We start from the raw sequence: 14,213 nt of genomic DNA, 5'->3' as shown, positions 1-14,213 counted from the left end.
GAGTGAAACCATACTACATTCCAGATTCATCATGAAAGGAACATGCTTATGCGCTCAAATGAGAAAATCAGCTTGTTATTCCGTAAGAAACCGATTGCCAGCGAAGGCAGTGAGAACGGTGCGTTGAGGAGGGCGCTTGGAGCCATGGACTTAACGACACTTGGGGTCGGAGCGATTATTGGCACAGGAATTTTTGTCCTGACAGGTGTAGCCGCAGCCAAGTATGCCGGACCCGGACTGGTGTTATCCTTTTTACTGGCAGGTATAATCTGTGCGTTTGCCGCCTTGTGTTACTCTGAATTTGCTTCTACCATTCCGGCTTCGGGTAGTGCTTACACGTATAGCTACACTGCATTTGGTGAAGTGATTGCATGGATACTGGGCTGGGACCTCATTCTGGAGTATGGTTTTGCGAGTGCGGCGGTAGCGAGTGGCTGGTCAGGATATTTCCAGACGTTATTGTCCGGGTTCGGACTGGAATTGCCTCATGCATTGACCAGTGCGTTTAATCCGGAAAAGGGCACGTATTTTGACATCACTGCGGCTGTAATTACGTTAATTATTACGTTCCTGCTCACTCGTGGGGTGAAGGAAGCAGCACGTGCCAACGGAATTATGGTGGCAATCAAAATTATCGTTGTGCTGATCTTCATTGGTGTCGGTGTATTTTATGTTCAGCCAGCCAACTGGCATCCTTTCCTGCCATTCGGCTTTTCGGGTGTGACGGCTGGTGCGGCTACCGTATTTTTTGCTTATATCGGCTTTGATGCTGTATCCACAGCAGCGGAAGAGGTGAAGCGCCCGCAGCGGGATTTGCCGATTGGCATTATTGCCTCTCTTGCTGTATGTACGGTCCTTTACATTGTGGTATCTCTTATCCTGACAGGTATCGTGCCGTATAACATGTTAAATGTTAGTGATCCGGTGGCTTTTGCTTTTGAATTCGTTCAGTTAAAAGGGTTGTCCTGGATCGTATCCCTTGGTGCTATAACGGGCATTACGACGGTATTGCTGGTGATGATGTATGGTCAGACACGTCTGCTCTATTCCATGTCTCGGGATGGGCTGTTATCTCCCGTATTCTCCAAAGTCAGCGGCAAAAGTCAAACTCCGGCAGTCGGAAGCTGGGTGGCAGGTATTATCGTAGCGTTGTTCTCCGGGTTTATCTCACTCGGACATTTAGCGGAGCTGACCAATATCGGAACGTTATTTGCTTTTGCGGTAGTGAGTCTGGGCATAATCGTGCTACGCAGAAATAATCCTGATCTCAAACGTGGTTTCCGTGTTCCGCTTGTACCGTTTATTCCGATTCTGAGTGCTCTTGGCTGTGTATATTTGATGACTCGCCTTGCAGCATTAACCTGGATCACATTTTTTGGCTGGCTGATCATCGGATTAATCATTTATTTTGTCTATGGTCGTTACCACAGTCTTTTGAATCCGCTAAGAAGAAAATAAACGTCGATATTCGGTTGTAGATCTACTATAAAGTGTAATTGGACAAGGTCCCTGTTTACTTTCGCCAGGCGAAGGTAAGCGGGGATTTTTGTGTTTCACAGTAACTGTCCAGGTGAACGACGTTTCATTATTCAGAAGTATTGAAAAATTTTTGTTAAATGTACTCAGGAGAGGTTGAGCTTGAGCCGTATTCGGGTAAAAGGGAAGGGATATACCAAGGGTGGCTGCCAAGCACGGGGTTGCGGCTGAACCAAATATGAAATATATTTGGTGGGTATGATCTCTACCAGAAGAAGAGAGGGGTTACGTTATGAATGTACCATTACATAAGGATACAGACGAGCACTCATCCCATGTTGCATTTGCACTCGTGGATTCATCCGTTCTTTCTAAGGCGAAACTAATCCTATCATATGGAGATCAAGCAGAAGATGTGCAACTTGACCTTGATCCACAGCGACATCTTGAGGATGGCCGCAAAGTATCTGTCATTGCACAGCAATTTCCAAAGCCGTTGCCCCGTGAGGAGGCCAGCGTTCTCTATGGACCTGAGCTGTCCTACGTACAATATGCCGTCTCGTTAACAGCGGAGAGCAGCCTATGTATTGCGTCTATTCAGGGCGTTGACTACCCGATTAGACTGGATCTGGCACCTTATGTAGCGGGAGAATATGAGGTTCGCATTGCGCTACACCGAAAAACACCACGCATTGCCGAAGGTCCGTTAGAACCTGAGCAACAAGCGATGGTAAAATACGCACAAGTAAATACAGTACATATCATGCTGTTTCCATCCGCAGCTCCACTCCTTGATTCAACATCTGCTGCAAAATGGACTCGAAATCATCATATGTTTGATTCGTACGGCAGAAGAGGTTTTATTCTGGCTGATCTGGAGCTGCTCTCTGGACGAGTGGCCGAAATGTTCGGACCAGGTAATCATAATTTGCTGGAGCTCTTTACAGAAGGGCGGCTCGATTCCTTGCTGGAGGAAGGACTGATGGCCGTTGTATGGGGATTAACTCCATGGTGCTATTCTCTGTACTCTCCACCAAACGAGCAGGCAGCTCAAGTGCTTGTGTGGGACAAGCTGGGAGAACAGCCTGTGCGGCAAGCTATATATTATATTGATCCGAAGGTACAGCGGTTAAGCATTATTCCGGCGAATGAATTGGCCTTCTGGGCTGACTGTATCCGCAAAGATTGGCCTGTCGTGGATGTCTCGGGAGAAGGGGAGACGCTTCGGCTGGATCTGTACGTACAGATTGCCGAAGCGGTGAATGAGCTTCATGAAAATCCGATTCCATCCTTTGTGCTTACTCGGAGTGCGGGGAAACCGGATATGATCATGCTCATGGCTAATGTCGTGATTGTGGAGGAGATTGATTTTCCAATGAGTTAAATGTTCATGTTCTGTAACGAAACGAGTTTTTTTCGTAAAACAATATCGAAATATCGGTGGAGGTGACAAGTGCAGATGATCAACGAAGAGATTCAGGAGCGGTATGCAGATGAATTGGCAGCCTTTCATATCTGGATGAAGGATGCCGGATATACTGGACATACGGTTAAATCGTATACAGGAGATGTGGTGGAATTTCTGATTGCTATACAGGGGAAAGCGCTGGAGCAGGTGAAAAAGCTGCATGTGCTTTCTTATCTGTCTCGTGCACGCGAGCGTGGCGTCAGTGATGCAACCCGGAATCGGAAACATGCGGCAGTCAACTGCTTCTACAAGTCCCTCATCGAGCTTGAGGTATTGACGAATAATCCGGCGGCGGGCATCAAAAAGTCCAAAACCGAGAAAAATCGAGCGCCTGTTTTTCTGGATGAAGGTGGTTTGACACGTTTTCTGGCTTCTGTTGAGGGCAAATACCGTACGCGTAATCTGGCTGTTTTTCTGCTGATGGGGTATATGGGGCTGCGAGTTGGAGAGGTGCATGCGCTCAACTGTAAAGACTATAACCCGGAGCGACGCACACTGGATGTGTTTGGTAAAGGACGGAAGTGGCGTTCCATCCCGGTGCCCGAAACCGTAGCAGAAGTGTTATCCCAGGCCCTTCAGGAGCGTCTAAATCCGTGGCGAGGTGAAAAAGAAGAAGCCCTGTTTATTTCGCAAAAAGGAAAACGTTTGTCTATTCGCAGCATTCAGCTCATTTCCACAGAAACCTTCGAACGCTTCCAGCAGGAGGCTCCGGCTCATCAACGCCAAAGTTACTCCAGCCATAAGCTGCGTCACTCATTCGCCACCATGATGCTGCGGCGCGGGGCCGATCTGCGGACGGTGCAGGAGCTGCTTGGACATGCCTCTATACAAACAACAACAGTCTACACCCACGTCACCAGCCGTGAAAAAGAGGAGGCAATGGCTTTGCTAGAGGTACAGCTTCCAGCAGTGAAGTAGAAAGAAAGCATTTCAAGTCAGCGACACATAACAGCATATGATCTGCTAGGAGAGATGAGCGAGCATGAATGAGGGGAAGCTGGCTTCAAGTGTTCAGGATCCAGATCAAGAGGTTTCGCCAAATCGGCGGCAGGCTTTATGGGAAGTGCTGATGGTTGCCACAAAATTGGGGCTGACATCTTTCGGAGGCCCTACAGCGCACTTGGGGTATTTTCACAACGAATATGTACGCAAACGAAAATGGCTAGATGAGCAAAGCTATGCTGATCTGGTAGGACTGTGTCAATTTCTTCCCGGACCAGCGAGTAGTCAGGTGGGGATTGGCATAGGTGTCATGCGGGCTGGATTGCTGGGTGGGCTGATGGCCTGGATTGGCTTTACTCTTCCATCGGTATTTGTTTTAATAGCATTTGCCTTACTGCTAAAAGGTGCTGATGTGAGCCACGCTGGCTGGATCAGCGGATTGAAAATCGTAGCCGTGGTGATTGTCGCTCACGCTATTCTGGGCATGACTCAGAAGCTCACACCGGACAAAGAGCGGATTACACTGGCTGTGATTATCGCTGCTGCGGCGTTAGTGTGGGCGGCGCCCTACAGTCAGGTGATTCTGATTATGTTCGCTGGGATTGCTGGATGGGCGATGTATCGCAAATCACCCGTAACTCCTGCTGCAAAAATGAACATTCCCATCCGACGTGGCGTTGCTGTGCTCTGTTTAATTGTGTTTGCAGGTCTGCTTGTTATTTTACCCATTGTACGCCACATCACCAACTTGGAGTGGATCGCTCTGTTTGATTCGATGTATCGGGCAGGCTCGATGGTATTTGGCGGTGGACATGTCGTGCTTCCTCTGCTGCAGCAAGAACTTGTGCCTTATGGCATCGTCAGCAAGGATGATTTTCTGGCGGGTTACGGTGCAACGCAAGCCGTTCCTGGCCCGTTATTTACGTTTGCTGCATACCTTGGTGCTGTTTCCATGGGGGGAGCAGGGGCGTTTATTGCCACAATTGCGATATTTTTACCCGCATTTTTGCTCATTATCGGTGCATTGCCCTTCTGGAGTGCGTTGCGCAGTAACTCGCATATGCAGGGCGCGCTTGCGGGAATCAATGCAGGTGTCGTAGGAATTTTGCTTGCTGCACTCTATCAGCCTTTATGGACAACTGCTGTATTGTCGCCTGTTGATTTTGCCTTGGTATGTTTACTTTTTGTGCTGTTAACCTTCTGGAAGTGTCCGCCATGGGTCATTGTGTTACTGGGGATCGTTGGAGGCGTGGCAGTGAATTGAAATGAGCGCTGCAGCACATGTCGGTAAGAGTTTCCGTCATTATTATTATGTAAACTAAATGTTCGAATAATTAAAAGAGTGCAATTTATGGAGTGTCATATAAGGCTTCACCCACTGGTTAAATGATGTTAGTGAGTGGGCGCTGATCACAAAAAAACCATGCAAAACTCTAGGATGTGTCTGAATACGCTGAAGGGAGCTAATTTTGCTGCATTTTCGTTCCAAGCCAGGAGGTTTCCGCAGGCGTGCCGGAGCACGTCAAGGGAAAGTGACACAGCAGGGGGCGAAAAGACGGTAAAAGATGCACTTCAGGTAAGTTTCAGGACACGGCCTATTCAGAGTGTTTGCATGGTTTTTATTATGGGGTTCGTGTAGAGTCCCGCAAATTTATTCCAATCCCGCGATTTGTTCTTTCAGTTTGTTGGCAGAAGCCTGAAAGGCTGTTTTCTCTGCTTCATTTAATGGAAGCGGCAAAATTTCACGCACACCATGACGATCCACCACACAAGGCACGCCCAGATACACGTCGGAAACGCCGTTGTAATCTTCAAGCAGTGTGGAGACATTCAGAACGGAGCCTTCGTTGCCCAGGATTGCAGCAACAATACGGTCTAGTGCAAGCGCGATTGCGTAGGAGGTGGCTCCTTTGGCATTAATAATCTCATACGCTGCATTTTTGGTGCTGTTAAAAATATCTTGCTGTGTTTCTTCATCGAGTTCCAGGTCTGTTCCCGCAACATTGGCAAGACTCCAGACAGGAACCTCGGAATCGCCATGCTCACCGATGATATGAGCATGAATGCTGCGAGGATCAATCCCCTTATTTTTACCAATGAGATAACGGAACCGTGCGCTATCCAGCAATGTACCAGAGCCAATGACCCTGGAAGCCGGCCAGCCGCTTTGTTTCCAGGAAGTATAGGATAAGATATCGACAGGGTTGGTCGCAATCAACAAAATTCCGTGAGAGTTGACCTCAGTGATCCGGTCGATGATTTCTTTGAAAATGCTTGCATTTTTTTTCAGCAGGTCAATTCGGGTCTCACCTGGTTTTTGAGAAGCGCCCGCGGTAATGATAATGATATCGGCATCTTTGCAGTCTGAATAGTCACCAGCCCATACCTTAACACCTCCGGTAAACGGCAGGCCGTGGTTCATATCCAGCATTTCGCCAATAGCTTTATCATGATTCACATCCACGAATACCAGCTCGGACGAGCGCTGTCTGAGCATTAGTGTGTATCCCGTTGTTGTTCCTACTGCACCCATACCGATAATAACGACACGGCTAGGTTTCAATGCTGCATTGGTTGTCATGTTCTTATCCTCTCCTTTTAGGGTATACTACCATCCATATTAAGGGATTTAGTTCGATAAAGCGAGTTTTGTCTATAACTTTTTTCACATGAACTGGCGGATCATAAAGAAAAAGGGATGGATAACGGTGAACATTCCTTGTTATATGAAAACAAAGTAAAGAGGAGATATACACGTATTATGCACAAAAATGAATCATCAAACCAGAACAATAGCTGCTGTCTAGGCAGATGTGAGCCTTTGGGTCGAGGTTTGTGGTAGAATAGGAGCAGTGGATTCTGGATGAATCGTAAATACAACTCCTTCACAGGGGCATGCGCGCCTATGTGTGTTGGATAGAGAGGTGGAACCCACTTGCATTTGCAATGGAAAAAAATAGCGCAGACAGCTTTGCTGTCTATAGGAATGATCATTTTGCTGGTTGGCTGCACCAAAACGGAACAACCGCCTGTAGCGGAAGCTCCAGATCAGCAAGATGATGGTGGCAACATCGGTCAGACCCTAACTGTTGTACCCCCGACCAACAATAATGCTGAAGCGGCAGATATGGCCAAATATCAAATTCAGACACGTTTGACCGACTTTCAGTTAATTAATGATAACGGTGGATTGGCCTGGGGCATCACGCGTAATGCACTCAGGCTGTATTATACTCAGGATCAGGGAAAAACATGGACAAACATATCGCCTTCAGAGAATGTGCAATTTCCGGCGAATCCGAAGTATGGTGAAAGTATTTATTTCGTAGATCGTATGCATGGCTGGATTGTTCGGGAGGGGATGGGAGGCACGGATACGATTGTGCTTCGAACCAATAATGGGGGCGTAACCTGGAGCTTGTCTTCCTTATCCAAGACGGATAAAGTAACAGCTATATCTTTTGTTTCTCCCGAGAAGGGCTGGGTGCTGACAACGGCAGATACCGGGATCGGCAAGCAGGACAAGATGCTGTACTTTACTCAAAATGGAGGCACGACCTGGGAACGAATGACTTCGAGTGACGAGAAGGACAAAACGAGCACTGGGGAAATCTCCAGACGTGGATATACGACCGGTATGACGTTCTCCGATGCCAAGCATGGCTTCTTGAGCGCGATTGAGTTTGGTACACCAAAGCTCTTTGTAACATCAGATGGCGGAGAGCAGTGGCGTACAGTCTCTTCTTTTTTTGATCGGAATAAATTCAGCGGCTGCGGCAATTTCAATCTGAGTGCACCTCAGTTCTTCGGGCGTGAAGCGAAGTCAGCCTGGATGGCGATGTCCTGTGCCAGTGGGGAGAGCATGACCTTCAGTGGTTTCTTCACAGCCGATGGTGGAGTAAGCTGGAAGCTATATTCCTTTGGTCTGGACAAGCAGACAGGTATTAATCGCAATCTTGCACCTGTATTTCTAAGTCCAACGGAAGGCTGGGCGATGCAGAAGGGCATCATGTACTACACCGTTGACACGGGGAAAACATGGAAAGCCTATCCCGAGAGCAGTGTGCTCAAGAAAATCTTCGAAGACTACCCTGAAATTGTGAAGATGCAGATGGCCTCGCCCAAGCTGGGCTGGATTCTGGTAGAGAATACAGATGCGAAGCGCTCGCTGCTGCTGCAAACGGTAGATGGAGGAGAGCATTGGAAGGTGCTTTAAGCCTGCGAGCGAAGCATGAAACCTGAGGGGGAGAATCTCAAATGAGATTTTCCCTTTATTTTTATTTTATTTTTTCACTACATTGTGAATTAAATCACAAATAAAGAGCGCAGATGATGTTATATTTAACTCAACAAAAGAAGGAGTGATAACAATGAGAACCAACGAACAAGCTCAAATCACACAGGTGGATGATTTAACAAGATACATGCTGCATTTATGCTACACATGTGACGATGCCAATCGTTGCACAACGGAGGAAGCGGTGAGAGCGTGCATGGCTGCACATGCAGAGACAGACCAGCCGGAGCCGGCAGAAGGTGTAGAAGTTACCCGAGGCTATATGGACATGATGTATGCGTAATTAAGAAAATGGAGACAAGATCAGAATTACGAGCAACTGGAGCCGCCGCATGTGGGTTTAACTCTAAAGCAAGCAGACACAATCGCAAAAAACCGCCTAACAAACTGCCGTCCGAATTGGATTAACGGCAGTTTGTTTATTTGTGTTGTGTGCTTGGGGGATGAGTCTGAGTTAAGGCACTTGGCTTATGCGACCAATTCCGATCGTTAGTCTGCAAGCACAAAGACCTACTACGTTTCCATTGACGAACACTCCGAACCTGTGATAGCTTCAGTTTAATTGGAAGATGAAGGAATGCTTGAGCGATATTCAGAAATGAGGAATACATATGGCAACATTAGGGCTTATTCGGCACGGTGTCACGGATTGGAATAAGCAATATCGCGCGCAAGGACACACGGATATCCCACTCAATGCAGAAGGGCGGAGACAGGCAGAACTGTTGTCTGAGCGAATTCATTCTGAGCGGTGGCATTATATTTATACAAGTGACTTGTCGAGAGCAATGGAAACGTCGTCCATTATTAGTAAAGCGAATGGTATCGAGATACGTATAGATGAGCGGCTTAGAGAGATGGACTGTGGACAGATCGAGGGCACAACGGAGCAGGAGCGAGTGAGTCAATGGGGTTATGGCTGGTCGAAGCTGAATCTGGGCATTGAATCACATGAAGCTGTTGTAAAAAGGGGCAGAGAATGTCTTGCCGATCTGGCTAAACAACATTCAGATCAGAATATATTAATTGTAAGTCATGGGGCGTTGCTCAGCCTCACATTAAAAAGACTTCTCGCTCATATAGACATTCGCGAAAATTTGTCAAACACATCGCTAACGTTACTTCACAGCGGTGAGCCTCGGTGGGATTGCTCATTATATAATTGTACCAAACATCTCACCGGTTCCCCTTCCAGCTTCATATAAGAAGGTTCATTCTTCATACATTGAGTCATAGTTATGTTATTAAAAAAACAGAACATGAATTGTATAACGAATGGCTGGCCGATGAGTATAGAGCATTGAGACATCTTGAGAAAACGGCACTGCCTGTTCCGAGAGCCATTCATTTTATGCAGATCAGAACGCCAGATGGCTGTTGATGGATTTCATGGAAGGTGTTACATTAAGGCAATTTCTGATCGGTAATTCGAACCAAAAGCAAAGAGATAAAGCAATAGCCAGCTTTGGTCGCTGTCTGAAACAGCTGCATGAATGTTCATGTCCAGTGGATTGGCAGCATAAGCATACAGAGCATACCTGGCTTGATACAATGATATCGAAAGCAGAGTATAATCTAGCGAATTTCACAATAGATGGCAATGCGGGATTACTCACATATTTGAAAGAGAATAGACCCGGTTGGGTCGAGCCGACTTTAATTCATGGTGATTTTACGATGGATAATGTGCTTGTAAGTTACGGGCAGATTACAGGAGTGATCGACTGGGCCGGAGCGGCCTATGGTGATCCGCGATATGATGTGGCTCTGGCCACTCGGCCTAAAGTAAGTGCATTTGAGGAAGAGCGAGACAAAGATATGTTTTATGATGCCTATCGTAGACGCAGATTAACCGATGAAGAATATCGCTACTTTGAGGAAGGCATCTATGCGTTTTTTTAGAAATGCACCAGGGGAATTACGGAAACAAATGAACATGAAGGGGTTGCTGTTATTTTGGAGAGACTGTGTCGGTAACAATAGTTAAGGGAGTAGGAGGTTCAAAGTGATGAGATATATCGTAAGATCAGCAGTTGCCGCAGACATCTCAGAACTTTGCTCTGTTCGCAATAATCAAGAATTATTCAGGTCGTATTTGAAGCAACAGGAGAATAGTAAAGTCATACTCACTATTGCAGAATCAGATGATGTGGATCGCGTCATTCTGGGTTTTGGAGTTCTTAAACTGCAGGGCAAGCAGATTCCCAAGTTAAGTGATCTGTATGTGAAGGAGAAGTATCGCAGTCATGGTGCTGGCTCAGCGTTAATCCGTTACAGGGAAGAGTTAGCGATACAACTGGGGTTCAGAGAAATATTTGTGAGTGTTGACCCTGTCGAAAATCCCAAAATGATCAAGCTCATCTCGGCGCACGGCTACCACGCGATCTCAAAGCCATATACCAAGCAGGCCGTATATTACAATGATGATGATACGAGCTACGAGAAAACGTACATACGAATCGATTTGAAAAAGCAACTGCGAGTGTAGTATCGTTCGTTCCAATGAAGCTGCTTATTACATCTGACCGAAAGTCGTAAAAGGCTGGAGCAAGGAATACTGATTGTGGAAGGACTGTACTGAGATTGACCTAGAGGGGAGGACCGTTTATCCATATGAGACTGGACACGAATCATCTTATAGTGGCCCAAAATAAACGGCTGAACGCGGTCTACCGTGCAGTAAGCGAAATGTCTCACGAAGGCTTTTTAGGTCAGGATGACATATGGCTACAGCTTGTGGGTGTATCCAGTTTCGCTTCCTTGCTTGCTGCCCGGAGAGGAAGGGATCACGAACTTGCTGCGATTACAGGGCTGCTTCACGGATATTAACTCTATCGAACGGGGATGAAGGACTTTCCGGGTCCAAACAGTGCAGATGCCGCAAGGCAAATGCTTCGAGGAATGCAACTATGGAGTGATGAAGAGTTATCCATTATGCTGCAAGCTATTTTCTATCAAGAGGCTTGCAGGCAGATTCAGGAACCGTACGAAGAAATTTTGAAGGATGCTGTTCTGCTGCAAAAAGTATTTTCTCCTGCAGAACAGTACATAACCCAGACTGAAAAAGGAAGATTGGATCAAGTTTTACAAGAGCTTGGAATGACAAATGAGTTTGAGATTGAGAATGTTGGAATGAACACAGAAGCGGGAACGGGGATAGTACAACATCGTCAGGAACGAAGACGCTTGAAACTTGCAGAATGCGCAGAAAGGTTAGCGAAACAAGAGATCATTGGTAGCTCAGAGGATGAACGCTTTAGGGAAATCTGCAGGTATTGGCCGGATTCGAATATCTACACCGTACTCAAAGCAAATTGGTGCGCGGCTTTTGTATACCATTGCTGCATGCAGGTTGGGATTCGATTACCTATTCGTTATCCGAATCAGACGTATCGATTAGCTGGAGTGGGAGCGTGGCTGGACTGGTCCAGATTACCTGAGATGGGATTTTTCCATGAAGATCGACAAGGTGGCTTTGAGCCAGAGCGTGGTGATCTGGTCGTATATGAAAAGCTTCTGACCGATGACTCACATGATCATATTGGCATTGTTTTGTCTTGTGAAGGCGACCATCTGATCGTTGCAGAAGGAAACGTTGATAACCTGAACTACTCTGGGATCGTGCACAGATCGAGAGAGTATTGTATTCTCGGGTATATTCGCATCAGCGATGATTATCGATTTGATTTTCATGGAGAGTATAGGCCGATCTAACATTTTAAAACCTTGAATTACATAGAAAAGAGGGAAAAGGTTAGTGATGGACAAGCAGCGGATACATGAAACAAATGGAATCTATTGGGACACCAGGGGCAATGAATTCTTGAAAGCGATCGTTCTGCCGCAATATGGGGCATTTGTATCTGAAGAAAAGCACCAGCTTTTTGGTGATGTTACGGGTCTGAAAATGCTAGAGATCGGCTGTGGGAACGGACAATCCTTGCAATATCACGGGGAACGTCAAGCAGCTGAATTATGGGGAGTGGATATATCAGAGAAACAATTGGAGAAGGCAGCGCAGCGTCTGGCCGCTGGATGTGGTCTTGAAGCTGTATTGCTCTGTTCACCCATGGAAGAGGAATGCGGTATTCCAGCGAGTTATTTTGACATCGTGTATTCCATATATGCAATTGGCTGGACAACGGATTTAGAAGGAACATTTGCCCGAATTGCTTCTTATCTGCGAACGGATGGCGTATTTATTTTTAGTTGGTCTCACCCGATCCATCGATGCATCGTTCAGGATGATGGTCAGTATGTGTTTCGGAAGTCGTACTTTGATGAAAAATGGCATCCGGTCTCGCCTGATTATGTTCAGGGTGAATTAATACTGGCTGATCGTAAACTGTCTGACTATATCAACGCATTAGCTAAAGCAGGTTTTGTCATAGAACAGATGATTGAGGAATCTGATGGGGATATACTGCAAATGAGTGATGACAGCGATGATCTTGCTGGAAGAGCTGCCATGTTCCCGGTAACGTTTGTACTAAAAGCAAGAAAGCTTTGATCTAGGAACGTGTACAATAACCGACCGATGGGAGAGTGAATCATGATTAATACCTGAGAAATTGGGTTTTCAACGTGAAGGGGAGCTGAGAGATTATGAGTATTTGAATGGTAGATTTCTTCATAGAGTAATGTAGGGTCTACGGGCTGAAGAATGGAAGCGCTACTTGACATAATGAAGGTTAGGGGCTGACATGTTCGATTGGCTGTTTAGCTTGATATAAACATGGATCTTTTATCTTTTATAAAGCGAGAACGACAGGAAGGAAATTCAGATGCGTAAACGACCTTTATTTGTAATCACAGGAGCAAGTGGTACGGGAAAAACAACGGTGTCATCGCATGTTCGCAAGCTTCTGCCTGAATTTGACGTATTTGATATGGATATCATTGACAACGTCGATTGGCAGATTGCCAAGGAGAACTGGCTGCGTGTGGCGTACAGTATCTCGTTAAGTGGACGAGGGGCCATTCTATGTGGAACGATGGTGCCTGAGAATATTGCTGAATCCAGTTATATCGAGCGGTTTGATCGCATCCTCTACATCAATTTGCACTGTGATGACACCACACGCCGGGCGCGGCTAGCAGCACGGGGATGGAACGAAGAGATGATCGAGGATCATCGCAATTTTGCGAAGTGGCTGCTTCAGAACGCAGACACAGCTTTTGACCCGGCCATGCCAACGGTGGACACAACAAATCTGTCTTCCGAGGAAGCTGCGAAACAGATTGAGCAGTGGGTGAGAGAGAACTGGTAGAACAGTTTGATTTGTAGTAAGTCCAGCGAATGGCAGAGGGGTGTGTTCAAATGATATCCAATCTTGTGCTATGGCTACTTATAATCTGGTTGGTTGTTCGATATTACAGTCTTCCGAAGAAAGACCATATGTACACTACAGTTGTACCCGCATCCTATTTGATCTCTGTTCCAAACAGAACGGAGATACAAAAGAACGTTGAATGCGCTGCTTTTTCCAGTGCATTTGTGCTGAGACATTTCGGTATCGAGTCAGAAGGGGATCAGCTGTATCGGAGGTATCCGCGCAAATTACTGGACGGGACCGTGTATCCGAAAGCGATTACTGTTTTTTTCAAAAGGCTAGGGTACCCGTCCACATATTTCCACGGTAATATAAACACGTTAAGACAGCAGATCAGCCGTGGTGTTCCGGTCATTCTGTTTATACGAGTGCATGCAGACCGGCGTTTTTTGCACTTTGTGCCTGTCGTCGGATACGATGAAACGCATTTTTATCTGGCAGATTCACTTGATTTCAAGCGAAACTGCGAGGAGCCGCTCTATAACCGTAAAGTTAGCGTCAGTGAACTGAAATCACTGTGGAATACATGGCTGCCTTTCAGTCGTCACTCCTATATCGTGATTGAACCGAAGTTGAATTCGTGAGATCAGTCAATTCGGTCAGCATAGTCACTCAGCACAAAGACATAAGGCGTAACTCCATATTTATGCCGCAAATATTTCATCAGGTTAACAAGTTCTGTGTTCGTCCGCATATA

At 46.4% G+C, this 14,213-nt stretch carries 16 protein-coding genes; 15 read left to right on the top strand and 1 reads right to left on the bottom strand.

Annotated elements, in window-relative coordinates; all coding sequences use genetic code 11:
• The first annotated feature begins 48 nt into the window (after positions 1–48).
• From bcaP to DFQ00_RS11905, 4 genes are all read left to right on the top strand, one after another.
• Positions 49–1,458, top strand: a complete 1,410-nt coding sequence (gene bcaP / locus DFQ00_RS11920; RefSeq protein ID WP_110896702.1) for a branched-chain amino acid transporter BcaP — start codon at positions 49–51, stop codon at positions 1,456–1,458.
• A gap of 310 nt (positions 1,459–1,768) precedes the next feature.
• Positions 1,769–2,860, top strand: coding sequence for a hypothetical protein (locus tag DFQ00_RS11915; RefSeq protein ID WP_110896701.1), 1,092 nt, complete (start codon positions 1,769–1,771; stop codon positions 2,858–2,860).
• Positions 2,861–2,935: 75 nt separating this feature from the next.
• Entirely contained in the window at positions 2,936–3,862 is a 927-nt protein-coding gene (locus DFQ00_RS11910; RefSeq protein WP_110896881.1) for a tyrosine-type recombinase/integrase, read from the top strand.
• Between the two features lie 64 nt (positions 3,863–3,926).
• On the top strand, positions 3,927–5,150 hold the full coding sequence (locus DFQ00_RS11905) for a chromate transporter (RefSeq protein ID WP_110896700.1): 1,224 nt from the start codon (positions 3,927–3,929) through the stop codon (positions 5,148–5,150).
• 387 nt (positions 5,151–5,537) lie between these two features.
• On the opposite strand, the gene DFQ00_RS11900 is transcribed toward DFQ00_RS11905, so the two are convergent.
• A complete protein-coding gene (locus DFQ00_RS11900) occupies positions 5,538–6,467 on the bottom strand; it encodes an L-lactate dehydrogenase (protein ID WP_110896699.1) in 930 nt (309 codons plus the stop codon).
• A gap of 354 nt (positions 6,468–6,821) precedes the next feature.
• Between DFQ00_RS11900 and DFQ00_RS11895 the strand changes: the two genes are divergently transcribed.
• The 11 genes from DFQ00_RS11895 (at position 6,822) to DFQ00_RS11850 (ending at position 14,100) form a co-directional block, all read left to right on the top strand.
• Positions 6,822–8,102, top strand: a complete 1,281-nt coding sequence (locus DFQ00_RS11895; RefSeq protein WP_110896698.1) for a WD40/YVTN/BNR-like repeat-containing protein — start codon at positions 6,822–6,824, stop codon at positions 8,100–8,102.
• 154 nt (positions 8,103–8,256) lie between these two features.
• Entirely contained in the window at positions 8,257–8,466 is a 210-nt protein-coding gene (locus tag DFQ00_RS11890; RefSeq protein ID WP_110896697.1) for a hypothetical protein, read from the top strand.
• A gap of 328 nt (positions 8,467–8,794) precedes the next feature.
• On the top strand, positions 8,795–9,388 hold the full coding sequence (locus DFQ00_RS11885) for a histidine phosphatase family protein (RefSeq protein ID WP_110896696.1): 594 nt from the start codon (positions 8,795–8,797) through the stop codon (positions 9,386–9,388).
• A gap of 20 nt (positions 9,389–9,408) precedes the next feature.
• Entirely contained in the window at positions 9,409–9,564 is a 156-nt protein-coding gene (locus DFQ00_RS29505; protein WP_208643778.1) for a hypothetical protein, read from the top strand.
• Positions 9,564–10,085 carry a phosphotransferase family protein gene (locus DFQ00_RS11880; protein WP_110896695.1) on the top strand — a complete coding sequence of 174 codons (522 nt, stop codon included), beginning with the start codon at positions 9,564–9,566 and terminating at the stop codon, positions 10,083–10,085. Before DFQ00_RS29505 ends, DFQ00_RS11880 begins: the two co-directional genes overlap by 1 nt.
• Before the next feature lie 106 nt (positions 10,086–10,191).
• Complete coding sequence (locus tag DFQ00_RS11875; RefSeq protein ID WP_110896694.1) at positions 10,192–10,671, top strand: GNAT family N-acetyltransferase; 480 nt, start codon at positions 10,192–10,194, stop codon at positions 10,669–10,671.
• Between the two features lie 125 nt (positions 10,672–10,796).
• On the top strand, positions 10,797–11,012 hold the full coding sequence (locus DFQ00_RS11870) for a hypothetical protein (RefSeq protein ID WP_110896693.1): 216 nt from the start codon (positions 10,797–10,799) through the stop codon (positions 11,010–11,012).
• Between the two features lie 72 nt (positions 11,013–11,084).
• Entirely contained in the window at positions 11,085–11,897 is an 813-nt protein-coding gene (locus tag DFQ00_RS11865) for a CHAP domain-containing protein (protein WP_208643777.1), read from the top strand.
• Positions 11,898–11,943: 46 nt separating this feature from the next.
• The gene (locus DFQ00_RS11860; protein WP_110896691.1) at positions 11,944–12,693 is read left to right on the top strand and encodes a class I SAM-dependent methyltransferase; all 750 of its coding nucleotides are present in this window, start codon (positions 11,944–11,946) and stop codon (positions 12,691–12,693) included.
• A gap of 274 nt (positions 12,694–12,967) precedes the next feature.
• Positions 12,968–13,453, top strand: a complete 486-nt coding sequence (locus DFQ00_RS11855) for an AAA family ATPase (protein ID WP_110896690.1) — start codon at positions 12,968–12,970, stop codon at positions 13,451–13,453.
• Between the two features lie 50 nt (positions 13,454–13,503).
• Positions 13,504–14,100, top strand: coding sequence for a C39 family peptidase (locus tag DFQ00_RS11850; protein ID WP_110896689.1), 597 nt, complete (start codon positions 13,504–13,506; stop codon positions 14,098–14,100).
• Positions 14,101–14,213: the final 113 nt, after the last annotated feature.

Source organism: Paenibacillus barcinonensis, assembly GCF_003217495.1.
Lineage (GTDB): Bacteria > Bacillota > Bacilli > Paenibacillales > Paenibacillaceae > Paenibacillus > Paenibacillus barcinonensis.
This window is presented reverse-complemented; position numbering and strand designations above follow the sequence as displayed.

Excerpts from the sequence above, each read along its gene's own strand:
- bcaP (WP_110896702.1), top strand. The coding sequence starts at position 49 with ATGCGCTCAAATGAGAAAATCAGCTTGTTATTCCGTAAGAAACCGATT.
- DFQ00_RS11915 (WP_110896701.1), top strand. The coding sequence starts at position 1,769 with ATGAATGTACCATTACATAAGGATACAGACGAGCACTCATCCCATGTT.
- DFQ00_RS11910 (WP_110896881.1), top strand. The coding sequence starts at position 2,936 with ATGATCAACGAAGAGATTCAGGAGCGGTATGCAGATGAATTGGCAGCC.
- DFQ00_RS11905 (WP_110896700.1), top strand. The coding sequence starts at position 3,927 with ATGAATGAGGGGAAGCTGGCTTCAAGTGTTCAGGATCCAGATCAAGAG.
- DFQ00_RS11900 (WP_110896699.1), bottom strand. The coding sequence starts at position 6,467 with ATGACAACCAATGCAGCATTGAAACCTAGCCGTGTCGTTATTATCGGT.
- DFQ00_RS11890 (WP_110896697.1), top strand. The coding sequence starts at position 8,257 with ATGAGAACCAACGAACAAGCTCAAATCACACAGGTGGATGATTTAACA.
- DFQ00_RS11885 (WP_110896696.1), top strand. The coding sequence starts at position 8,795 with ATGGCAACATTAGGGCTTATTCGGCACGGTGTCACGGATTGGAATAAG.
- DFQ00_RS11880 (WP_110896695.1), top strand. The coding sequence starts at position 9,564 with ATGGATTTCATGGAAGGTGTTACATTAAGGCAATTTCTGATCGGTAAT.
- DFQ00_RS11875 (WP_110896694.1), top strand. The coding sequence starts at position 10,192 with ATGAGATATATCGTAAGATCAGCAGTTGCCGCAGACATCTCAGAACTT.
- DFQ00_RS11870 (WP_110896693.1), top strand. The coding sequence starts at position 10,797 with ATGAGACTGGACACGAATCATCTTATAGTGGCCCAAAATAAACGGCTG.
- DFQ00_RS11865 (WP_208643777.1), top strand. The coding sequence starts at position 11,085 with ATGCAACTATGGAGTGATGAAGAGTTATCCATTATGCTGCAAGCTATT.
- DFQ00_RS11860 (WP_110896691.1), top strand. The coding sequence starts at position 11,944 with ATGGACAAGCAGCGGATACATGAAACAAATGGAATCTATTGGGACACC.
- DFQ00_RS11855 (WP_110896690.1), top strand. The coding sequence starts at position 12,968 with ATGCGTAAACGACCTTTATTTGTAATCACAGGAGCAAGTGGTACGGGA.
- DFQ00_RS11850 (WP_110896689.1), top strand. The coding sequence starts at position 13,504 with ATGATATCCAATCTTGTGCTATGGCTACTTATAATCTGGTTGGTTGTT.